The sequence below is a fragment of the Lacinutrix venerupis genome (genome assembly GCF_003663945.1).
Lineage (GTDB): Bacteria > Bacteroidota > Bacteroidia > Flavobacteriales > Flavobacteriaceae > Lacinutrix > Lacinutrix venerupis.
This window is the reverse complement of sequence record NZ_RCCH01000008.1, coordinates 36,896-60,015: the sequence shown is the minus strand read 5'-3', so window position 1 is coordinate 60,015 and position 23,120 is coordinate 36,896. Positions and strand designations below refer to the sequence as shown.

Sequence of the window (23,120 nt, the reverse complement as noted above, 5' to 3'; positions counted from 1 at the left end):
TGTAAAAACTAAATAGGCTTTTTTTATCTCAACTAACATTTATTTTACGTTTTAAAACCTATAAAAATGAAGAAAATATTATCTTTACTGCTATTCCTTTGCGTATTTATTTCATACGCACAGCTATCTTGGCAAGGTAGCACATCTCCAGACGAAACAGATTCCGCAACACTATTGTTCGATAAAACTGGAACTGGTTTAGAAACTTATTCAGGAACAATTTATGCACATACAGGTGTAACTATAGACGATACTTCAAATTGGGAAAACGTAATTGGAGATTGGGGAAACAATACCACTCAACCTACGCTAACATTAGTATCTGGAAATATCTATAAATTAGATTTAACACCAACTATTAAAAATTATTATAACTATACTAACTCTGGGACTATTACAGCTATTAATATTGTTCTTAGAAGTGCAGATGCTTCACAACAAACCACAGACTTACAAATTGCAGTTGGTTCTTTTCAAGTAACAATGATAAATCCAACCGATAATAACGGTACAATTGTAGTTAATTCTGGAAGCGGAACACAAATATTAGCTCAAAACACAAATGGTACTGCCAATTACGAATTTAAGGCAAACGGCACAACTATAAATACGTCTACAACCTCGTTTTATAGTTTTTATTATTCTAATATAACAGAAAATCAAAATTGTGAATTAATTATAACTCAAGGAGGCACTACAATTACTAGAGAATTTGATATTTTAGTAAACAACACTCAAAACCAAGCCATCCCAAGTGGTTTAAAAAATGGTATAAATTATACAAGTAATACTACTGCAACACTAGTTTTAGAAGCTCCAAATAAAGATTTTGTTTATGTAGCAGGAAGTTTTAATAATTGGAATCCAGATGCTACATATGCAATGAAAAAAGATACAGCATCAGATAAGTTTTGGTTAGAACTTACTGGATTAACAGCTAATCAAATTGAAACTTATCAATATTGGGTTGTAGACCAATCGCCTATTACTAATTCTCCGTCCATGGTTAAAACGGCAGATCCTTACTCTACGTTGGTTCTGTCTCCATACGATGATCCATACATATCAAATAATACCTATCCTAATTTACCATCTTACCCAACTGAACAAGAAAGAGAAGTTACTGTTTTACAAACTGGGCAAACTCCGTATGCATGGCAAGTAACAGATTTTCAAAAACCAAAAAAAGAAGACTTAATAATTTACGAAGTATTAATAAGAGATTTTGATGCCGATAGAAACTTTCAAGATTTAATAGATAAGATTGATTATTTTAAAAATCTAAATATTAACGCCATTCAACTTATGCCTGTAATGGAATTTGAAGGCAATGAAAGTTGGGGATACAATACTTCTTTCCATATGGCATTAGATAAATTTTATGGAACAGAAGAAAAATTTAAGGAACTTGTAGACACTTTCCACCAAAATGGTATTGCAGTTATTTTAGATGTTGCCTTAAACCATGCTTTTGGTAGAAATCCAATGGTACGTATGTGGATGAACGATCCAGATAATGATGGTTGGGGAGAACCAAGTAGTGAAAACCCATATTTTAATGAAGAAGCAAAACACAGCTACAGCGTAGGTTCGGATTTTGATCACTCAAATATAAGAACCCAAGAATATGTAAAGCGCGTAATAGAACATTGGATTAACAATTTTAAAATTGATGGTTTTCGTTGGGATTTAACAAAAGGTTTTACACAACAATGTACCGCTAGTGACGAAACTTGCACAAATGGTTATAGATCAGATAGAGTAGCTATCTTAAAAGACTATGCAGACCATTCTTGGCTTCAAGATGAAACACACTATGTTATTTTTGAACATTTAGGAGGTAATCAAGAAGAAAAAGAATGGGCAGACTATAGAGTTAATGAAGATAAAGGCATTATGCTTTGGGGAAAAATGACTGAGAATTTTAATCAATTAACTATGGGTTATAATTCTAATAATGATATTAACGGTGTTGGCCATAACAGTAGAAACTTTAACGCACCAAGATTAGTAGGATATGCAGAAAGTCATGATGAAGAACGATTAATGTATAAAAATCTTCAATTTGGAAACCAAAGTAATAGCTCTCATGATGTAAGAGATTTAAACACTGCATTATCAAGAATGTCTGCTTTAGGAGCAGTAACCTTAACTATTCCAGGACCAAAAATGATTTGGCATTTTGGAGCATTAGGTATGGAAAATTCTATTTTTACTTGCAACAATGGCACGGTAAACGAGCCAGGTGACGCAGACGGTATTGGCGATTGTAAATTAGATACAAAACCTCAACCACAATGGACCAATAACTGGTTGGCCGATGTTAATAGAAATAAAATATACAACGACTGGGCTCTATTAAATATTTTAAAAACACAAGAAGACGTTTTTGAAGGAAACTATTCCATAAACCAAACAGATAACAGTCTAACACCAAAAATTTATATTTGGGACGATACTCTACCTTCTACTGGACTAAAAAACGTTGTTGTATTAGCTAATTTCGATGTCAATAATCAAAACATTGTTCCTAACTTTCCTTATACCGGTACTTGGTACGATTTAATGGATCCTACTGGTAATACTACAATTAATGTAACTAATGTTAACACACCTATACCTGTTGACGCTGGACAGTTTAAAATGTACGGAAATAAAAACTCTCAAACACTATCTACAATAGATAATGAATTAGACAATAAATTAACACTTTATCCAAATCCTACTAAAGATACATTCTCAATTAATAAAGAAATTTCTTCATTAAAGGTTTACGATATTTCTGGAAAACTTATTAAAACATTTAATGGCAATTTTAAAATTGGGCATTCTTTTAACGTTTCAAATATCTCTAAAGGATTATACATTCTAAAAATAGATAATAGTATAAATACAACCTCTAAAAGATTAATTATTAATTAAAATTTTAACCAATGAAAAAATATTATTCACTATTACTATTTATTTGTGCCTTTAGTTTAAATGCTCAAACTACAATTAACTATCCTCAAAGAGTAGCTAACTATAATGCATTTTTTGATGATGGAGGAGGAAAATATGATAATGCTACAGACCAATTAGGAATGTGGGCTAATTTTAATGCTAAGCAATCTGTAGCTTGGAGAAATTTTACTACCGATGGAACAACATCAGGAACTACTACAACTATGCAGGTTGGAGATTCGTTTACAATTACCGTCTCGGCAACACAAGCCTCGTATGGCGTTATTGGGTTAGCATTACTATCTAACCCAACTGCAACAACAAGTTGGGAAGACAGAATAAATAATTATGCTGTTCAAGTTAATTTAAACGGAAATAGTGGTGCTAACGATCCGTGGGAAGTTGTTTCTAATGGAGGTGTTGTAAACGCATCAAGCATAAATGGATCAACAACTTATAACGATTTTAAATTTAAATTCATTTTAAATTCACCTACAACAATGTCTGTAGATATTAACGATGGAGCCGAAATTTTTAATGTAACACTCAATAATCAAAATATTACTGGTTACTCTGTATATCTTGCAGACGATTGGAATGGTAGTAATAATGCAGATATTTTTTGGAAACCTACAACACAATATACTTATGCTCAAACATTAGGCACTAGTAATTTTACTTTTAACGAAGTAAAATTATTTCCTAATCCAATTTCAAATACTTTTACAGTAAACAAAAAAATTAAAAAATTAGATATTTATTCTATTACTGGTAAATTAATTAAAAGCTTTGATGGAGGTTTAGTACAAGGAACTATATTTAATATTGAAAATTTCTCTAAAGGAGTTTATATAGCTCAATTAGAAAACGAGTTTGGAGCTATTTCTTCTACCAAAATTATAAAACTTTAATTATTATAATTACTCATTAAGTCTAGTTTTAAATTTAAATATTTAAAACTAGACATTTAATGATCCATAACACTACACATAAAATGTATTTGCAAAAGTTGCAGTTTCAGTAAAGAAGTTTCTTATTCTTTTAAAAATAGCAGATAATTTATTTTTTTTCATTTTCATCCTTTTCTTTTTATTACATTTTTTATCATTTTTATCCACTTCATAATTAAAAAATGAAATAGGTTCCCAAACTGTAGGATGACCAGGAATATTTTCAATTGGCTTTTTCATAAAATTTATTTAAAATATCCTAAATAACTTTGCTACAAATTTCAATAGAAAAAAGGAACTGTACTACTACATACTTATCATATATATAATCTATTTTAACTCAACAAAAACAACTACATCTTCAAATTGATAAAATAGAATACTTTTGTGTTAAAAAAACAAATAATTATTCTAAAATTAAAAAAGCATAACTCTAAATTAAAGCACAAAAAAAAGCCTCTCTAATTAAGAGAAGCTTTCTATAATTTGTACGGGCGGAGAGACTCGAACTCTCACACCTCGCGGCACTAGATCCTAAGTCTAGCGTGTCTACCAATTCCACCACGCCCGCAAAAGTGAGTGCAAATATACAAATAGTTTCAATATTCAAACAAAACTTTTACATAAAAAGTTTGTCTCTTTTTGTACTTTTACTAAAATTCAATAAAATACTATGCAAAATATTCAATCTTACATTGAAAAAAACAAAGACAGATTCCTATCAGAATTAATAGAATTACTTAAAATTCCATCTATTAGCGCAGACTCTGCATATAAAAAAGATACTATAAAAACTGCAGACGCTGTAGCAAAAAGTTTAGAAGATGCTGGATGCGATGTTGTAGAAATTTGCGAGACAGATGGCTATCCTATTATTTATGCACATAAAATAATAGATAAAAACTTACCAACAGTATTAGTATACGGCCATTACGATGTACAACCACCAGACCCTATAAATTTATGGGATTCTCCACCTTTCGAGCCTGTAATAAAAGAAACTCAATTACATCCAGAAGGTGCCATTTTTGCACGTGGCGCGTGCGACGATAAAGGACAAATGTACATGCATGTAAAAGCTATGGAGTTTATGACTACGCAAAATCAACTCCCTTGTAATGTAAAGTTCATGATAGAAGGCGAAGAAGAAGTTGGTAGTGTAAACCTTGCAAAATTTGTAAAAGAAAACCAGCAAAAACTAAGTAACGACGTTATATTAATTAGCGATACAGGCATGATTGCTAAAGACACACCATCAATTACAACAGGACTTCGTGGTTTAAGCTATGTCGAAGTAGAAGTTACAGGACCAAATCGCGATTTACATTCTGGATTATACGGTGGTGCAGTTGCAAACCCAATTAATGTTTTAACCAAAATGATTGCTTCATTGCACGATGAAAACAACCATATCACTATTCCTGGTTTTTACGATAATGTAGAAGAACTATCTAAAGACGAGCGCGCACAAATGGCAAAAGCACCATTCTCGTTAGAAAATTATAAAAAAGCTTTAGATATCGACGCTGTTTATGGAGAAGAAGGTTACACAACAAACGAGCGTAACAGTATTAGACCAACGTTAGATGTTAATGGTATTTGGGGCGGCTACACTGGTGAAGGCGCAAAAACAGTAATAGCAAGTAAAGCATACGCCAAAATATCTATGCGTTTAGTACCAAATCAAGATTGGGAAAACATAACCAATTTATTTAAAAAACACTTTGAAAGTATTGCGCCAAAAGGAGTAAAAGTAAAAGTAAATCCACATCATGGCGGACAAGGCTACGTAACACCAATAGACAGTATTGGTTACCAAGCCGCTAGTAAAGCCTACCAAGATACCTTTGGAAAAACGCCAATACCACAACGCAGTGGCGGAAGCATTCCTATTGTTTCTCTTTTTGAGCAAGAACTAAAAAGTAAAACCATACTTATGGGCTTTGGCTTAGACAGTGACGCCATACACTCACCAAACGAACACTTTGGCGTATGGAACTACCTAAAAGGTATAGAAACAATACCAGGCTTTTACAAACATTTTGTAGAACTATCTAAATAAAAAACAACAAAATCCGCTTTAAACAATTTAGAGCGGATTTTTTTTATGGCGTTACCAAAACGAGTAAAAAAACTCGTCTTGGTCAGGCTCTCGGCAGTCGCTCTCTGCGAGGAGCTCCAACAATGCCTCCATCCTTAACGCACCAAATCAACACTTTACAAAATAAATATTACTCTACATTTGTAGAATTAAAATATTTGTTCTACGTTTGTAGAGAATAATCTAAAAATGTAGAACATGCAGCTTACAAAAACCGAAGAAGATTTAATGAATTACCTCTGGAAACTTGAAAAAGCTTTCATGAAAGACTTACTTGAAGCCTATCCAGAACCTAAGCCAGCAAACACAACAGTAGCTACACTTTTAAAACGCATGACAGATAAAGGTTTTATAGCCTATAATTTATATGGTAAATCAAGAGAATATTATCCATTAGTAAAGAAAAAAGATTATTTCTCTAAACATGTAAACGGACTTATTAAAAACTTTTTTAATGATAGCAGTTCTCAATTTGCTTCCTTTTTTACAAAAGAAACCAATTTATCTAAAGAAGAATTACAAGAATTACGCGCAATAATCGATACAGAAATTAAAAATAAGTAACCATGGAAATACTAATTTTAAAATCGGCAGCTTGTTTGGCAATTTTATTAGCATTCTATAAACTTTTTTTAGAACGGTTAACCATTCACACCTTTAAACGCTTCTATTTATTAGGCGCTGTAATTGTCTCTGCAGTAATACCTTTTATAACCTTTATAGAATATGTAGAACCACAATTTAATGTTCCTTATTTTCAAGTAGACCATTCTGCACCAATTAATTTAGTAGTAGAAGAAGAACATTTACCAATAGAATCTACTAACTATTTACCAATTATATTATGGAGTATTTACGGTTTGGGCACATTGTTATTTTTAGCAAAATTCTGTATAAATTTAATTGGTATTATTTCAAAAATAAATAAAAACGAAAAACAAAAATCTGGTAATTATATTTCAGTTTTATTACACGATTTTATAGTACCACACACCTTTTTTAGCTACATTTTTTTAAACAAAACAAAGTTTGAAGCAAAAGCAATTCCGCAGGAAGTATTATTACACGAACAAACACACGCTAAACAAAAACATACTTTAGACATTTTATTTATAGAGTTACTACAAGTTGTATTTTGGTTTAATCCACTACTCTATTTTTTAAAAAAAGACATAAAACTTAATCACGAATTTCTAGCAGACGAAGCTGTTTTAAAGCAAGGTATAGACTCATCAACTTACCAAGAAACATTGCTTCAATTCACATCTACTGCAAACGAAATTCCATTGGCACACGCCATCAATTATTCATTAATCAAAAAACGATTTACAATTATGAAAACACAAACCTCAAAAAAAGCTGTATGGCTTAGAAGTTTATTATTGTTTCCTGTTTTAGCTGGATTGCTGTTTAGCTTTAGCGGAAGAGAACAGGTAGAAAAAGAAGTTGTTCCTGCTATGGTTTTTGCTGAAGAAAATCTAGATCAACAAAGTAACCCACTTACAGATGTAAAACAAGAGCTTCAAAAACTAGGCGATTATAAAATTAATTATACTGCCAGAAGTATTACAGTAAAAGTATTAAGCCAAGGCAATTATGAAATTGACGGTATTAAAGCGACCAAAAATACTTTTAAAAATGTAATTAATCAATTACACCAAGACATTACAAAAGAAATAAGAAATAAGATTATAAACATTCACGTAAATAGTCCAAAAGATATTTCAGATAAAGAAGTTTGGTTTATTTTTAATGCCGTTCAAGATTATGGTTACCATCGTATTGTAGCTTACAATCAAGAGATTATACGCTCAAAAAATAACACGCCATTTGCATTAGATAATGTTTCTAATAATAATGCAAACTATTCTGCAAAAAAACCTCAAAAAGAAGCAACTCCAGAACAAGTTGCAGAATACAACAAGTTAGCTAAATATTATAACGCTAAATTAAAAGTAAATAACATAGTTAAATTAAAAGACTTTAATCGTATTAAAGAATTATATAATTTAATGAGTGATGCCCAAAAAAAGAATGCAGAACCTTTTCCTAACTTTCCTCCTCCACCTGCTCCACCAGCACCACCAAAAGTAAAAAAAGGTGAACCTTCAACATTACCTCCTCCACCTGCACCACCAGCAGCGCCAATAGGCAGAGCGCTTGAAAGAAACACTGCTTTTGTAAATGTTAATGGCACCACTTTATTTAAGGTAGACATTAATGGAGATGTTAAATATTATAACCGCAATGGCTATATAGTAGATAGTAATGGTAAAGTATTGTCTAAATCTCAAGTCGATGGTAGCAAAGTAATACCTGGACAAAAAATAACTAAGGTTTACCAAAAAGGGAAAATTGTTGCTGAGTTTAAAAAAACTTGGAAAGACGATGATAAATTCAATATTCCAGAACCTCCAAAACCAATTTCTCCAAAAGAACATATTAAAAATATGGATTCAAAAGAGGCTAGTTTTTTCTATAATGGAGACGCAGTTACAAAAGAACAAGCTTTAGTACTTGTTGAAAACAATAATAAAATTAATATATCAACCCAAACAAACAATGGTGAATCTACAGTGCATCTATCTACTAAACCAATAACAATAGTAAATGGCAAAAGAATAAGCGATAGCCAAAAAAACAGAGATAAAGCAATTGCAAAAAGAAGAGCATTAACCGAAGAAAGAAAAAATGTTATGCGTGAAAAAAGCGAGGCTTTAAGACAAAAAACTATTGCAAGAAGACAACAATTATTAGCTGCAAGAGAAGCCAGACAATCACGACCATTATCTCAACAATTTCAAGGCATGGAAGCTAATGGTGGCGAATTCTTTTATGAAGGCGAAAAAATAACCGAAGCTAAAGCTATAGAGCTTATAGAAGCCAACCCAAAGTTAAATGTCTCAATGCATAACAGTAATGGCAAATCTACTGTACACCTGTCTAAAAAAGGCATAAAAACAGTAAATGGAAAATTGGTTAAAACAGAAAATTAAAAAAATAGAAATAACCATTTTATAAAAAAAACCTCTTCTTTAAGAGGTTTTTTTTATTGTTAAATTTTGTAACAAAACACAACTTTTAACGTTCTAATAATCTAATCATCAATCAAATCAAAAAACAAATCACTCAATCATGTTAAAACAATTCTTCATTATTTGCTCTGGAGCAGACACAGATATTCTAAAAAATAGTGCTATAGGCGAACAAAATAAATATGCTGGTATTGGCGCCACTGTATTTTTTACAGCATTAATGGCATGTATTGCTTCTAGTTACGCACTCTATACTGTGTTCGATAATTTATACGCCGCTATTGGTTTTGGACTTGTTTGGGGTTTGTTAATTTTTAATCTCGACCGTTTTATTGTTTCAACAATAAAAAAAAGAGACAATGTTATGGACGAAATTATACAGGCTTCACCAAGATTGCTTTTAGCAGTAATTATTGCCATTGTAATCTCTAAGCCATTAGAATTAAAGATTTTTGAAAAAGAAATTAATCAAGTTTTACTAGAACAGAAAAATGATTTAACACTTGCTAATCAAGACCAAATAGCACTTCAATTTAATCCAAAAACCGAAGCTTTAAAACAAGATATTTTAGCATTACAAACTGAAATTGACACAAAAGAAGCTCAAGTAAATGCACTTTATGATATTTATATAAATGAAGCTGAAGGCACTGCCGGAACAAACCTTTTAGGCAAAGGTCCTGTTTACAAAGAAAAACGAGAAAAACATGATGTTGCGCTTACCGAATTACAACAATTAAAGGAAGTAAATAATAAAAAAATAACTGCAATAGAAACTGCAATAGCTAAACTTGAAACAGATTATAATACGCAAATAGAAACTACACAACCAATTATTGATGGTTTTGATGGTTTAATGGCTCGTGTTACTGCCTTAAATACATTACCATGGCTACCGTCATTTTTTATTTTCTTATTATTTTTAGCTATAGAAACGTCTCCAATATTCGCTAAATTATTAGCCCAAAAAGGTGAATACGATTTTAAGTTAGAAGACCAAGAAACTGCTATTAAATCTATAGTAGAACAAAAAGTTCAAGAACGTAAATTAGCAATAAAGGCAGATTTTAATATAAACAACAAAGTCTATAAAGACATTACAGAGGAAGAGGAATTGTATGAGTATAAGCGTAAAAAAGCAAGAGAACTTATGCAATTACAAGCAGATGCTTTTTACAATGGACAGAAAAAACTGTTGTAACAAAAAAGGCTTACCTTTAATTTGGTAAGCCTTTTTACTTATATATAATTTGTTATATTTTCTTTACGTATTCAGTAATTATCACAATTTGTGTTGCACCTACTTTACCTTCAATATAAGTTTCATTTTCTCTATCTAAACGTATGTTTCTTACTGCAGTTCCTTGTTTTGCAACCATACTAGAACCTTTCACTTTTAAATCTTTAATTAAAACAACAGAGTCTCCATTCTCTAAAACAACACCATTTACATCTCTATGTATTAATTTATCGTCCTCATCCTCTCCTTCTCCTGTAGATTTTGCAAACTCAAGTACATCTTCTTCTAGATACATCATATCTAGCAAGTCTTGTGGCCAACCTTCTTTTCTTAAACGCGATAACATTCTCCACGCAGCAACTTGTACCGCTTGGTGTTCACTCCACATACTTTCGTTAAGGCAACGCCAATGGTTAGCATCTGTAATTTCCGGGTTTTCTATTTGTTCAACACAAGTTTTACATGCCGTTAAAGTATCTTTAATACTTTGATCTTTTTTAGGCTCTAATGTATATAATTGTAAATGCTCTTCGTTTTTACACAATTCGCACTGTCCATCGGCACGTTTATTTAATTCTCTTTCTAAACTCATAATTGTTATTTGTATGGCAAAAGTAAGGAATATCTTCAAAAAATTATTGGTTAATAGAATTATGAAAATGCATCTGCTTTTATTTATAAATATTTTATGGTTTAAAATTATAAATCAAAACTCAGTTAGCTTAACTTTTTGTAATTTTATACTCTTCAAAAAAACTTATAATATTATTTTTTGTTTAGGTTTATACTTAAACAAAAACAATGCTTTTTTTCGAAGCTCATTAAAATAAAACAAGACAAATGTCAGACAATAAACGCGTTTTTTTAGTAGACGCATACGCCTTAATATTTCGTGGCTATTACGCCTTTATAAAAAACCCAAGAATTAACAGCAAAGGTCAAGACACCTCAGCTATTATGGGTTTTATGAACTCACTTTTAGACGTTATTAAACGTGAACGACCTAACCTTTTAGCAGTTTGTTTCGACAAAGGCGGTAGCACAGATCGCGTAGAAATGTTTGAAGAATATAAAGCCAATAGAGACGAAACGCCCGAAGGCATAAAAACAGCTATCCCGTACATTTGTCAAATTTTAGAAGCCATGCATATTCCTATCATGGTAAAAGAAGGTTTTGAAGCAGATGATGTTATTGGAACTTTAGCAAAACAAGCCGAAAAAGAAGGCTACCAAACTTTTATGGTAACACCAGATAAAGATTTTGCGCAATTAGTAAGCGACAATATTTTTATGTACAGACCTGTTTTTGGTGGTGGCTATGAAACTTGGGGAATACCAGAAGTACAGAAAAAATTCGAAGTAAAAGATCCATTGCAAGTCATCGACTATTTAGGAATGATGGGAGATGCAAGTGATAATATTCCTGGATTACCAGGTGTTGGCGATAAAACAGCAAAAAAGTTTTTAGCGCAATTTGGCAGTATGGAAAACCTACTGGCAAACACAGACCAGTTAAAAGGTAAAATGAAAGAAAAAGTAGAGGCCAATGCAGAGCTTGGTTTACTTTCTAAAAAATTAGCTACAATCATGCTAGATGTACCTGTAGAATTTCATGCTAAAGATTTTGAACTAGATGCACCAGATATAGAAAAGGTAAAAGAAATTTTTCAAGAATTAGAGTTTAGGCGTCTTACAGATAATTTTATAAAAACGTTTGCTGAAGATACGCCTGCAAGTGCAAGTACAAATTCAAATACAGCAGAAAAATCTGTTACAAGTACAACACCAACATATAATGCTGGCGCAGGTCAATTTAATTTATTTGGAGGCGATCCAAATACTACTGAAACAACTTCAGAAAACGCTTTTGAGCGAAAAACGCTTTCAAACACTTCACATTTTTACCAAAGTGTAGCACCAGGAATGGCAACTAAACTATTCATTAAAAATTTAATGAATCAAACCAGTGTGTGTTTTGATACAGAAACTACAGGTTTAAATCCGTTAACAGCAGAGTTAGTTGGTATTGCATTTTCTTGGGAAACAGGAAAAGGATTCTACTTACCATTTCCAGAAGAAAAACAAGAAACACAAGCTATTATCGAAGAATTACGATGTTTTTTTGAAGATAAAAGCATTCAGAAGATTGGTCAGAATTTAAAATACGACATCAAGGTTTTAGCAAAATATAATGTGCAAGTCAAAGGTCCATTGTTTGACACAATGTTAGCGCATTATTTAATAAATCCAGATATGCGCCACAATATGGATGTACTGGCAGAAACCTATTTAAATTATACGCCAATTTCTATTACAGAACTTATTGGTAAAAAAGGCAAGAATCAACTATCAATGCGCGATGTTCCGTTAGACAAACAAACTGAATATGCCGTTGAAGATGCCGATATTACGTTACAATTAAAGGAGCATTTTGAAAAAGAATTAGGCGAAGCCAATACACAAAAATTATTTGATGATATCGAATTGCCATTATTACGCGTTCTAGCAGCAATGGAATTAGAAGGTATCAACCTAGATAAAGACTTTTTAAATAGTTTATCTGGCGATTTAGATAACGAAATAAAAGCCTTAGAAAGTAAAATTTACGAGGTTGCCGGTGAGGAATTTAACATTGCTTCACCAAAACAATTGGGTATTATTTTATTCGAAAAACTAAAGCTAGTCGATAAGCCTAAAAAAACCAAAACAGGCCAATACAAAACAGGCGAAGATATCCTGTCTGTATTAGCAAAAGAGCACGAAATTATTCGTAATATTTTAGAATATCGTGGTCTGGCAAAATTAAAAAGTACCTATGTTGATGCTTTACCTCTACAAGTGGAAGAATCTACAGGTCGCGTACATACAGATTATATGCAAACCGTTGCTGCAACAGGACGTTTAAGTAGTAATAATCCTAACTTACAAAACATTCCAATTCGTACAGAACGTGGCCGCCAAGTACGTAAAGCGTTTATTCCTAGAAATGACGACTACACTTTACTTGCTGCCGATTATAGCCAAATAGAACTGCGTATTATTGCTGCTTTAAGTAAAGAGGAAACCATGATTGAAGCCTTTAAAAATGGTGAAGATATACACGCGTCTACAGCCTCTAAAGTTTTTGGCGTACCAATTGAAGAAGTGACTAGAGCACAACGTAGTAATGCCAAAACCGTAAACTTTGGTATTGTATATGGTGTATCTGCTTTTGGATTAAGTAACCAAACCGATTTATCTCGTGGTGAAGCCAAAGAACTTATTGATACGTATTACGAAACCTACCCAAAGCTTAAAAAATACATGAGCGAACAAGTAGATTTTGCTCGCGATAACGGTTATGTAAAAACCATTTTAGACAGACGTCGTTACCTAAAAGATATTAATAGCCGAAACGCAGTAGTTCGTGGTGCAGCAGAGCGTAATGCTGTAAACGCACCAATACAAGGTAGTGCTGCCGATATTATTAAAATTGCCATGATTAACATTTATAACAAACTAGAAGCTGGTAATTATAAAACTAAAATGCTACTGCAAGTACATGATGAATTGGTGTTTGATGTTTACAAACCAGAACTCGAAGAAATGACTACTTTAATTAAAACCGAAATGGAAAACGCCTTTAAAATGGAAGTCCCTTTAGATGTTGAGGTTGATACTGGTTTGAATTGGCTGGAGGCGCATTAGGATGAAAACTATTCTTGTTACATGTGCAATCATTCAATTTGACGATAAAGTTTTAGCAGTTCAAAGAAGTAAAAACATGAAACTACCTTTAAAATGGGAATTTGCAGGTGGTAAGATTGAAATAGACGAAACTGAAATTGAATGTGTTAAAAGAGAAGTTTTTGAGGAATTAAATATCAAAATTGAAATCAAAAAAAAGTTAACTCCTGTAACTCATGAATATCCTGATTTCAAGATTAAATTAATACCTTTTATAGCTAAATATCTTTCTGGTGAATTAAAATTAAAGGAGCATTGTAGCTTTTTACTTGCTAATAAAGATGAATTGATTACTTTAGATTGGGCAGAAGCTGATTTGCCTATTTTAAAAGAATATTTATCACTATGAATCAAGGAATTTACGAAGAATTAATAACCCAATTAGTATCTGAAAATTTAAACAAACTTGATAAAGATAAGTTCTACTTAAAGAAAACTATAATTGATAAAGAAGAAGCTTCAAATGTTTTGTCTAAACATCTAGCTAAAACTTTAAAACATGCATTTCAACTTATAAAAGGTAAAGCCGAATTACAAATTGAAATAGCTAATAAAATTATTAAATTAATAAAAGAGGAATTAAATAAACAAGAATTTAATGACGATTTGGTTAGTATTGAAGGAGAAGTTTTAAAAGCAGTATTTTCAAAAACTGATGCCCATTTTTCAAATTTAGATTTAAGATTAAAAGAAATCACACCTTACACAAGACTAACACAAAGTGAATTATTCACTGGTGGAAATGGTGGATTGTCACTAGAAAGTGAACTTAAAAAAGAAATCCTTTCTTCAAACGAAATATATCTTCTTGTTTCTTTTATAAAATTTAAAGGCATTATTATTCTTGAAAAAGAGTTACGAGAATTTACACAGCGTGGTGGAAAACTAAAAGTAATTACTACTACTTATATTGGAGCAACTGATTATAAAGCTATTCAACTACTTTCTAATCTTCCAAATACTGAAGTTAAAATATCATACAATACGAGTAACGAAAGGTTGCACGCAAAAGCATATCTATTTTATAGAAATACTGGATTTCATACAGCATATATTGGTTCTTCTAATTTTTCAAGGTCTGCATTAACAGATGGATTAGAGTGGAATTTAAAAATCACAACAAAAGAAGTTAGTCATATTATTGATAAGTTTCAAAAGACATTTGATACATATTGGGAAAGTGATGATTTCGAATTATTTGATGATGCCATACATAAAGAGAAACTTCAAAGCGCTTTAAAACAAAGTAAATTTAGCAAACCTTATGAAAATTCAACTGCAATATTTGATATAAAGCCTTTTCCATATCAAAAAGAAGTATTAGAAAAACTTGAAGTAGAAAGAACCATTCACAAAAGATTTAGAAATCTTGTTGTTGCAGCTACAGGAACAGGTAAAACCGTTATTTCCGCATTTGATTACAAACGTTTCAAACAAAATAACAAGTCTGCAAAGCTTCTATTTCTTGCACATAGAAAAGAAATCATCCAAAAATCATTATCAACTTTTCAGGGTGTTTTAAGGAATAATAATATTGGTGAATTATGGGTTGACGGAATAGTTCCAGATAACTTTGAATTTGTATTTGCTTCTGTACAATCTGTTAAAAACAAATTTAAAGAATACAACTTAACGCCTGAATATTACGATTTCATAATAATAGATGAATGTCATCATCAAACTGCAAATAGCTACAGAGAAATAATAAATTATTTCAAACCAAAAGTTTTACTGGGCTTAACTGCTACACCAGAACGGATGGATGGTGGAGATATTTTAGAAGATTTTGATAATAAAATTGCTGCTGAAATTAGACTACCTGAAGCAATGAATCGAAAATTACTTTGTCCATTTCAATATTTTGGAATAACTGATAGTATTGATTTAACTAATGTAAGCTGGGTAAGAGGAAAATATGCGCCAAGTGAATTAACAGATTTATATACGGAAAGTGACAGAAGAGTTAGGGAAATTATTAACGCGTTAGACAAATACACAAAAAATATTAACGACGTTAGGGCTTTAGGTTATTGTGTTTCTATGGAACATGCTAAATTTATGGCTGAAAAATTTACATTAGCAGGATTAAAAGCTGATTTTCTAACTAGTAAAAACAGTAAGGACAGAGTCCATATTCGTCAGAAATTAGAGAAAAAAGAAATCAACTACCTATTTGTAGTCGATATGTTTAATGAAGGAATTGATATTCCTGAAATTGATACTGTTCTATTTTTAAGGCCAACTGAAAGTTTAACAGTCTTTTTACAACAACTTGGAAGAGGTTTGAGGCTTCACGAAGATAAAGATTGCTTAACCGTTTTAGATTTTGTTGGAAATTCTAAACCAGAATATAATTTTGAAAGTAAGTTTAGGGCTTTAATAGGTAAAACGAATACAACTGTTAAAAAAGAAATTGAAGATGATTTCCCTCACCTTCCTTTGGGTTGCTCCATCATTTTAGAGAAAAAGACAAAAGAAACAATTCTTAAAAATATTTCGGCTGCAACATCATTAAATAAAAACAAATTAATTCTAAAAATACAGCAGTTTCAGAATGACACTAATTTACCATTAACTATAGGTAACTTTTGCTCGTTTTATAATATACCTCTACAATCAATATACAAAAGAGAAAGCTGGAAGCGTTTATGTCAATTAGCAGGAAGAATAGAAAACTTCAATTCTGAAAATGAGAAAGCTATTGTTTCAGCTATTTCAAACAAATGGTTATCTACAAATTCACTCAGTTATTTCTCTTTTATTTTAAAAATTGCAAAACAGAATTTTAAGGTGACAATTTCAGAATTGAATGAAAATGAAAAAACTATGCTTTTAATGCTACATTACGATGTTTGGCAAAAAGAAGCTGGTTTCAATTCTTTAGAAAAAAGTATAAATCAAATTGGAGTTAACCCTATTTTAGTAGAAGAAATAAAAGAGGTTTTAGAGTTATTAATTGACAAAATAGATTTTAAAGAATTACCTATTCGACTTCCTTTCGAACAACCTTTAAAATTACATAGTCGTTACACAAGAGACCAAATATTAACTGCTTTCCAATTTAGTAGTTTCACAAAAAAATCATCTAATAGAGAAGGAACAGCATTAAATAAAAATTTAAAAACAGAATTACTTTTTATAAATCTCATTAAATCAGAAGAAAACTTTTCACCAACTACAATGTATGATGATTATGCTGTAAATGAATTATTGTTTCATTGGCAAACACAAAACGCTGCAAGACCTGATAAAGGAAAAGGATTGTCTTATATAAAACATCAAGAGGAAAATAAACGAATCTTACTTTTTATTCGTGAAAAAGCAAAAGATGAATTTGGCAATACAAAAGGTTACGTTTTTATAGGAGAAGGAAATATAAAAGACCACTACGGTTCTAAACCAATGAGCATTAATTGGGAATTAAATGAACCAATGCCAAATTATTTGTGGAAAGAAGCGGCAAAACTTTCCGTTGGCTAACCTATCAAGTCAAAACATTTTCCATTCAAGTTAAACCATAATTAAGTAAAGTATTAATTTGTATGTACTAAAAATACATACTATGATAATTACAAAAATATTAGGACTTACCAGTACATTAACAAAAAGTAAAAAAGCCAAAATTGCTATTCTGCTTTTAGAAATTGGCATTTTAGCTTATGCTATTGCAACAAGTAACGAAGAGCAATCCAATAATAAAAGATTAGAGAAATAAGCCTAACTAGTTTTTCCTTCAAAAAACTCCATACATTTAATAGCAGGATTCGTTTTTCGGTTTTTAAAAGCATGAATAGAACTGCTAATTATTAGTATTACAGCTAAACCAATTGCAGTGTAAGCAACAACTGTGTTCTCATTTTTATTAGCAACATAAATAGCAATTAAAGCCCAAGCTCCAACAAGAGCAAACTCTCGCATGTTTCTTGACCAAGTGACTATTATATTTATTACTGCAGCTATAATTAACATTAAAACGGTCCATACAGTTGGTGATATACCAAAACCGTCCCAATTGTACTTTACTAAAACTGCTGAGACATTTGCAATACTTGCTACAGTAACCCAACCACTATAAAACACAAACGGCCACCATAAAAAGGCGATAACTGTTATTGGCGCATCAAACAATTCCATTTTATTATTTAATACTATTTTTAGTAATGAAAATAACAGCAAAAAAATAAACACACTAGACAATAATGTGTAATTGTATATCCAAGCCACAATCCATAAACAATTTGCTATACACGATATTACAAACCACCAACCTGTAGTAAGTATAAAACCGTCATCGCGAACATTTACAAACAAACTACGGCTTTGATAAAATATAAACCCAAATACTAATAGATATATAATTCCCCAAATAGAAAATGCATAACCTGCTGGTGTAAATAAAGTATTGTATTGTGCAGAAACTTCGCCAATAGTTGTATTATTTAACAAACCGGTATTGGCTAAAAAGTTCATTATTAATACAAAAACAAATGCAATAGCGTTAAGTATTTGTAGACTTTTTTTCATTGTAGTAATATAATTAAAATATTACGACAAAGAAATACTGTTTAAAAAAATGTAAGACTAAGTTTAACGACGTTTCTTTTTCTTTCCTTTATACTTCACCTTATTCTTTCGCTGATTAAAAGGTACAGCATCGTTAAAGGTATTTTTAGCTTCACCTTTTGGCTTGTTTTTACGCCATTTTTCGGTTTTTTCAGGAAGTAAAACTTTTAACAAATCTTGACGTCCAACTTTATTCAAGGTCTTTTTTATCCACGCTTTGTTTTCATCTTTATACCAAAAGAAAAAACGGTGTTGTTCGTCCTTTTCTTTTCTAGTTTTAGGCGTATTTACTTTTTTAAGCGTATACGGATGGTAACCAGAATAATAAATTACAGTAGCTACCGTCATTGGTGTTGGTGTAAAACCTTGTACTTGCTCTAGCTGAAAGCCCATATCTTTAGTTTCGGCAGCAAGATTCGCCATATCTTCAACTTCGCAAGCAGGATGATTAGATATAAAATAAGGAATTAATTGAAGCTTTAAATTCCTCTTAATATTAATTTTATCAAAACGCTCTTTAAATTTATGGAAGTACGTAAACGATGGTTTACGCATTAATTTTAAAACAGGATCACTGGTATGTTCTGGTGCAACTTTAAGACGTCCAGACACGTGCTTGGTCATTACCTCTTCTGTATAATCATCCAGCTCTTTTGGATCTGCATTTTTATTAAATTCTGGCACTAACATATCATGCCTAATTCCAGAACCAATAAACGATTTTTTAACCTTCGGGTGACTATCAACAGCCTTGTATAAATCGGTTAATGGTTTGTGAGACGTATCTAAATTACTACAAATTACAGGCGAAATACAACTTGGTGCTACACATTTGTCGCAAATAGATTGTACTTTACCTTTCATTTGGTACATATTAGCACTTGGTCCACCAATATCACTTAAATAGCCTTTAAAATCTGGCATATTAGCAACTTTATCAACTTCTTTCAAAATCGATTCTTGACTACGAGATGCGATAAATTTTCCTTGATGTGCCGAAATAGTACAGAAACTACAACCTCCAAAACATCCTCTGTGAATGTTTATAGAGGTCTTAATCATTTCATAAGCTGGAATTGGACCACGCTTATTATATTTTGGGTGTGGTAATCGTGTATAAGGTAAATCGAAAGAAGCATCAATTTCAGCTTCTGTCATGGTTGGATACGGCGGATTTATCATCAAGGTCTTATCGCCCACTTTTTGAAAAATACGTCTTGCTGCTAATTTGTTAGACTCCTGCTCAATAATTTTAAAGTTAGAGGCGTATTTCTTTTTATCCTTTAAACACACTTCATGCGAAGCAATTTCAACATCTATCCAATTGCTATTTTTAGGAATACTTTCATTTTTATCTAAAAGTACAGCTGTTTGTAAAACCGTATTTATACTGTTAAATGGTACGCCTTTTTCTAATAAACGTACTATTTCACGCAATGGTTGTTCTCCCATACCATAAACCAACATATCTGCTTTAGAGGTTTCTAAAATAGTTGGCATTAATTTATCGCTCCAATAATCGTAATGTGTAACACGACGCAAAGAACCTTCAATACCACCAATTAAAACTGGAGTATCCGGCCATTTTTCTTTTAAAATTTTAGAATATACAGACGATGCATAATCTGGTCTAAAACCAATATCACCATTTGGTGTGTAAGCATCTTTATCACGTTTCTTTTTATTAGCATTATAGTTGCTAATCATAGGATCCATACAACCACCAGTAACACCAAAAAACAATTTTGGCTTGCCTAGTTTTACAAAATCCTGCAAGTTATCATTAACATTAGGTTGTGGCACAATTGCAACACGTAAACCCATACTTTCTAACAAACGACCAATTACTGCAGGCCCAAATGTTGGATGATCTACATAAGCATCTCCACTAAAAAGAATCACGTCTAGCTCTTGCCATCCGCGAATTTTCACCTCTTTATTTGTGGTAGGTAACCAACTTGAAAGTTTTAATTCTTGCATATTGCTGCAAAAATAGATAAAAAAACATTGCTTTTACTCTTATTAATAAAGCTTTAGCATATATTTGTAGGCTAAATTTTAATTTTAAAATGCATTTTAGCACATCTACATTTTTATTTCTTTTTTTACCATTAGTATTTTTAATTTATTTTTATTCGAAAAACAAGTACAGAAATGCCGTACTTTTAGTTGCTAGTTTAATATTTTACACCGCTGGAGAAAAAGCACTTGTGCTAATAATGATTGCTTCTACAGTTATTGATTATAAATGTGGGCATTTAATAGAAAGTGGAAAGAAAAAATTAGGTTTATACTTATCTTTATTTAGTAATCTTGGTACATTATTCTTTTTTAAATACTTTAATTTTGGAATTGAAAATTTAACCGCAACATTAAACTCTTTTGGTTTTGACTCTAGTTTTATCAACTCTATTCCAAAAGTTATCCTTCCTATGGGTATTAGTTTTTATGTTTTTCAAACTATGTCTTATAGTATTGATGTATATTATGGCAAAGTTAAAGCAAGTAGAAAGTTTATAAACTTTGCAACCTATGTTACTTTTTTTCCGCAATTAGTTGCTGGACCTATAGTTAGATATCAAGATATTGAACAATATTTAGTTAAAAGAACCATTACAAAAAACGATATTACTATTGGTTTTGAACGCTTTATAATTGGATTGTCTAAAAAAATAATTATTGCAAATCAATGTGGTAAATTAGCAGATTCTATTTTCGACACTAGTAATGTATTAGACCTTTCTACACCTTATGCTTGGCTTGGAATAATAACTTACGGTTTTCAAATTTACTATGATTTTTCTGGCTATTCTGATATGGCTATTGGTTTAGGAAGAATTTTTGGTTTTAGAATATTAGAAAACTTTAATTACCCGTTTATATCTAAGTCTATTCAAGAATTTTGGAAAAGATGGCACATCTCTCTATCCTCATGGTTTAGAGATTATCTATACATTCCTTTAGGAGGTAATAGAAAAGGAGAAGGCAGAACTTATTTAAATTTAATTACTGTATTTTTTGTTACTGGTCTTTGGCATGGAGCCGCATGGAACTTTGTTATTTGGGGACTTTTTCATGGTGTGTTTTTATTACTAGAACGTCTATTTTTAAGCGATTTATTAAAAAAATCATGGGCTCCAATTCAGCATTTTTATACGTTAATGGTTGTTACCTTAGGATGGGTATTATTTAGAGGAAACAACATGAAAGATATTGGCATATATTTTAAAAAACTATTTGTTTATTCTTCTGGAGATTTTAGTAGAGTAGAATTTTTAAACTATTTTGTTTTAAATAGAGAAATAGGATTTTCGTTAATATTAGCTTTAATATTTTCGTTACCAGTTTACAACTATTTCAAAAAGCTACCTTTAAACAAAAACACCTTATTTATTAAGCATAGCTTTTTAGTTGCTATTTTTATTATAAGCTTAAGTTATATCTCTTCTGGGTCTTATAATCCATTTATTTATTTTAGATTTTAAATTATGTTTACTAAAAGAAAAATAAAAATTTCATTCGATTTTAGAACATTAATTTTTGTTCTAATTTTTAGTCCAATGGTATTATCTATAATAAATTTAGGTGTTCAAAAAATTATAAATCCAGGCAAAAAAGTTAAATTAAGTTTTAAAAACAACTACATACCAAAAGACCAATTATTAAGTTTAAATAGAAATATAAAAGAAACATTATTTGGCACACAACTCATTCCAGAGCGTGCAGTAGAACTTAAAAACGGATGGTTTGTAATTGGCGATTTTTTTAGTGATGCTTTATCAGAATCTAAAGGCTTAATTGTATTTTCTAAAGAAGAAATAAACCAGCTTAAAAATATTTTAATAGAGAGAAATTCTTGGTTAGAGAAAAACAATATTAAATTTTACCTAACTGTTCCTCCTAACAAGTTAACAGTTTACGATAGTTTAATACCTATTAGAAAAAGAGATAGAAATACTAAAATGGAACAAATAGACTCTTTATGTCAAGCTATAGGTGTTCCATTTATTAATTTAGGCGAAGATTTTAAAAACCATCCAGACAAAAGATTGTATCATAAAACCGATACGCATTGGAATGATTACGGAGGATTTTATGGTTATTCTACAGCTATAAAAAGGTTTGAAAAAGATTTTCCAAATCAAAAATTTAAACATTTCGATTTTAATAAACTTGAGAAATTTACAACCAATACGCTTCATGGAGATTTAGCAAAAATTACTCAAATTGACAATAAAGAAGAGTATTTACACTTAAAATTAGACACTACTTTTGCCGAAGTAGTTAAAGAAAAAAAATACCCAATACCAGAAGGCTATAATAAAGAACCTTCTAATTTTGAATTACGCTTTAAAAACAACAAAGGAAACCTTAAACTTTTAGCATATAGAGATTCGTTTTTTGGATATTGCAATCCCTTTTTCATTGAAAATTTTGAAGAAACAGTATTGTTTTGGGACCATAATTTCAATAAAGACGTAATTCTTAACGAAAAACCCGATATTGTAATTATAGAAGTTTTAGAAAGAGATTTAGATATATTATTATCGAATAAAAAATAG

Annotated in this window: 16 protein-coding genes and 1 tRNA gene; 12 read left to right on the top strand and 5 right to left on the bottom strand. The window is 31.0% G+C overall.

The window, feature by feature from the left end; genetic code table 11:
* The first annotated feature begins 66 nt into the window (after window positions 1-66).
* Window positions 67-2,922, top strand: a complete 2,856-nt coding sequence (locus CLV86_RS12370; protein WP_121052749.1) for an alpha-amylase family glycosyl hydrolase — start codon at window positions 67-69, stop codon at window positions 2,920-2,922.
* A gap of 11 nt (window positions 2,923-2,933) precedes the next feature.
* Entirely contained in the window at window positions 2,934-3,854 is a 921-nt protein-coding gene (locus CLV86_RS12365) for a T9SS type A sorting domain-containing protein (protein WP_121052747.1), read from the top strand.
* Between the two features lie 72 nt (window positions 3,855-3,926).
* On the opposite strand, the gene CLV86_RS12360 is transcribed toward CLV86_RS12365, so the two are convergent.
* Together CLV86_RS12360 and CLV86_RS12355 are read right to left on the bottom strand one after the other, a co-directional pair.
* Entirely contained in the window at window positions 3,927-4,133 is a 207-nt protein-coding gene (locus CLV86_RS12360) for a hypothetical protein (RefSeq protein ID WP_076734271.1), read from the bottom strand.
* Between the two features lie 249 nt (window positions 4,134-4,382).
* A tRNA-Leu gene (locus tag CLV86_RS12355) sits at window positions 4,383-4,464 on the bottom strand.
* Window positions 4,465-4,566: 102 nt separating this feature from the next.
* Here CLV86_RS12355 and CLV86_RS12350 point away from each other — a divergent pair.
* The 4 genes from CLV86_RS12350 (at window position 4,567) to CLV86_RS12335 (ending at window position 10,230) form a co-directional block, all read left to right on the top strand.
* A complete protein-coding gene (locus CLV86_RS12350) occupies window positions 4,567-5,955 on the top strand; it encodes a dipeptidase (RefSeq protein WP_121052746.1) in 1,389 nt (462 codons plus the stop codon).
* Window positions 5,956-6,192: 237 nt separating this feature from the next.
* On the top strand, window positions 6,193-6,558 hold the full coding sequence (locus CLV86_RS12345) for a BlaI/MecI/CopY family transcriptional regulator (protein ID WP_076734273.1): 366 nt from the start codon (window positions 6,193-6,195) through the stop codon (window positions 6,556-6,558).
* A 2-nt stretch (window positions 6,559-6,560) separates the two neighbouring features.
* Entirely contained in the window at window positions 6,561-8,990 is a 2,430-nt protein-coding gene (locus CLV86_RS12340) for a M56 family metallopeptidase (RefSeq protein ID WP_121052744.1), read from the top strand.
* 139 nt (window positions 8,991-9,129) lie between these two features.
* Window positions 9,130-10,230 carry a DUF4407 domain-containing protein gene (locus CLV86_RS12335; protein WP_121052742.1) on the top strand — a complete coding sequence of 367 codons (1,101 nt, stop codon included), beginning with the start codon at window positions 9,130-9,132 and terminating at the stop codon, window positions 10,228-10,230.
* Between the two features lie 52 nt (window positions 10,231-10,282).
* Here CLV86_RS12335 and CLV86_RS12330 read toward each other — a convergent pair whose 3' ends face one another.
* Complete coding sequence (locus CLV86_RS12330) at window positions 10,283-10,861, bottom strand: PhnA domain-containing protein (protein ID WP_121052740.1); 579 nt, start codon at window positions 10,859-10,861, stop codon at window positions 10,283-10,285.
* Between the two features lie 248 nt (window positions 10,862-11,109).
* Here CLV86_RS12330 and polA point away from each other — a divergent pair, with 248 nt between their 5' ends.
* From polA to CLV86_RS14295, 4 genes are all read left to right on the top strand, one after another.
* Window positions 11,110-13,956, top strand: coding sequence for a DNA polymerase I (polA, locus tag CLV86_RS12325; protein WP_121052738.1), 2,847 nt, complete (start codon window positions 11,110-11,112; stop codon window positions 13,954-13,956).
* Window position 13,957: 1 nt separating this feature from the next.
* Window positions 13,958-14,344 carry a (deoxy)nucleoside triphosphate pyrophosphohydrolase gene (locus tag CLV86_RS12320; RefSeq protein WP_121052736.1) on the top strand — a complete coding sequence of 129 codons (387 nt, stop codon included), beginning with the start codon at window positions 13,958-13,960 and terminating at the stop codon, window positions 14,342-14,344.
* Complete coding sequence (locus CLV86_RS12315; protein WP_121052734.1) at window positions 14,341-17,475, top strand: DUF3427 domain-containing protein; 3,135 nt, start codon at window positions 14,341-14,343, stop codon at window positions 17,473-17,475. The genes CLV86_RS12320 and CLV86_RS12315 overlap by 4 nt, the downstream gene beginning before the upstream one ends.
* An 82-nt stretch (window positions 17,476-17,557) precedes the next feature.
* Complete coding sequence (locus CLV86_RS14295) at window positions 17,558-17,710, top strand: hypothetical protein (protein WP_013869319.1); 153 nt, start codon at window positions 17,558-17,560, stop codon at window positions 17,708-17,710.
* Window positions 17,711-17,712: 2 nt separating this feature from the next.
* On the opposite strand, the gene CLV86_RS12310 is transcribed toward CLV86_RS14295, so the two are convergent.
* Window positions 17,713-18,519 (bottom strand): tryptophan-rich sensory protein, encoded by an 807-nt coding sequence (locus tag CLV86_RS12310; RefSeq protein WP_121052732.1) that lies wholly within the window; start codon window positions 18,517-18,519, stop codon window positions 17,713-17,715.
* Window positions 18,520-18,582: 63 nt separating this feature from the next.
* The gene (locus tag CLV86_RS12305; RefSeq protein WP_121052730.1) at window positions 18,583-20,538 is read right to left on the bottom strand and encodes a YgiQ family radical SAM protein; all 1,956 of its coding nucleotides are present in this window, start codon (window positions 20,536-20,538) and stop codon (window positions 18,583-18,585) included.
* Window positions 20,539-20,627: 89 nt separating this feature from the next.
* Here CLV86_RS12305 and CLV86_RS12300 point away from each other — a divergent pair, with 89 nt between their 5' ends.
* Together CLV86_RS12300 and CLV86_RS12295 are read left to right on the top strand one after the other, a co-directional pair.
* Window positions 20,628-22,043, top strand: coding sequence for an MBOAT family O-acyltransferase (locus CLV86_RS12300; RefSeq protein ID WP_121052728.1), 1,416 nt, complete (start codon window positions 20,628-20,630; stop codon window positions 22,041-22,043).
* 3 nt (window positions 22,044-22,046) lie between these two features.
* Entirely contained in the window at window positions 22,047-23,120 is a 1,074-nt protein-coding gene (locus tag CLV86_RS12295; RefSeq protein WP_121052726.1) for an alginate O-acetyltransferase AlgX-related protein, read from the top strand.

Bases quoted from the DNA above. Each gene is read 5' to 3' on its own strand.
- CLV86_RS12360 (WP_076734271.1), bottom strand. From the start codon at position 4,133: ATGAAAAAGCCAATTGAAAATATTCCTGGTCATCCTACAGTTTGGGAA.
- CLV86_RS12315 (WP_121052734.1), top strand. From the start codon at position 14,341: ATGAATCAAGGAATTTACGAAGAATTAATAACCCAATTAGTATCTGAA.
- CLV86_RS12370 (WP_121052749.1), top strand. From the start codon at position 67: ATGAAGAAAATATTATCTTTACTGCTATTCCTTTGCGTATTTATTTCA.
- CLV86_RS12350 (WP_121052746.1), top strand. From the start codon at position 4,567: ATGCAAAATATTCAATCTTACATTGAAAAAAACAAAGACAGATTCCTA.
- polA (WP_121052738.1), top strand. From the start codon at position 11,110: ATGTCAGACAATAAACGCGTTTTTTTAGTAGACGCATACGCCTTAATA.
- CLV86_RS12305 (WP_121052730.1), bottom strand. From the start codon at position 20,538: ATGCAAGAATTAAAACTTTCAAGTTGGTTACCTACCACAAATAAAGAG.
- CLV86_RS12310 (WP_121052732.1), bottom strand. From the start codon at position 18,519: ATGAAAAAAAGTCTACAAATACTTAACGCTATTGCATTTGTTTTTGTA.
- CLV86_RS12335 (WP_121052742.1), top strand. From the start codon at position 9,130: ATGTTAAAACAATTCTTCATTATTTGCTCTGGAGCAGACACAGATATT.
- CLV86_RS12330 (WP_121052740.1), bottom strand. From the start codon at position 10,861: ATGAGTTTAGAAAGAGAATTAAATAAACGTGCCGATGGACAGTGCGAA.
- CLV86_RS12345 (WP_076734273.1), top strand. From the start codon at position 6,193: ATGCAGCTTACAAAAACCGAAGAAGATTTAATGAATTACCTCTGGAAA.
- CLV86_RS12300 (WP_121052728.1), top strand. From the start codon at position 20,628: ATGCATTTTAGCACATCTACATTTTTATTTCTTTTTTTACCATTAGTA.
- CLV86_RS12295 (WP_121052726.1), top strand. From the start codon at position 22,047: ATGTTTACTAAAAGAAAAATAAAAATTTCATTCGATTTTAGAACATTA.
- CLV86_RS14295 (WP_013869319.1), top strand. From the start codon at position 17,558: ATGATAATTACAAAAATATTAGGACTTACCAGTACATTAACAAAAAGT.
- CLV86_RS12340 (WP_121052744.1), top strand. From the start codon at position 6,561: ATGGAAATACTAATTTTAAAATCGGCAGCTTGTTTGGCAATTTTATTA.
- CLV86_RS12320 (WP_121052736.1), top strand. From the start codon at position 13,958: ATGAAAACTATTCTTGTTACATGTGCAATCATTCAATTTGACGATAAA.
- CLV86_RS12365 (WP_121052747.1), top strand. From the start codon at position 2,934: ATGAAAAAATATTATTCACTATTACTATTTATTTGTGCCTTTAGTTTA.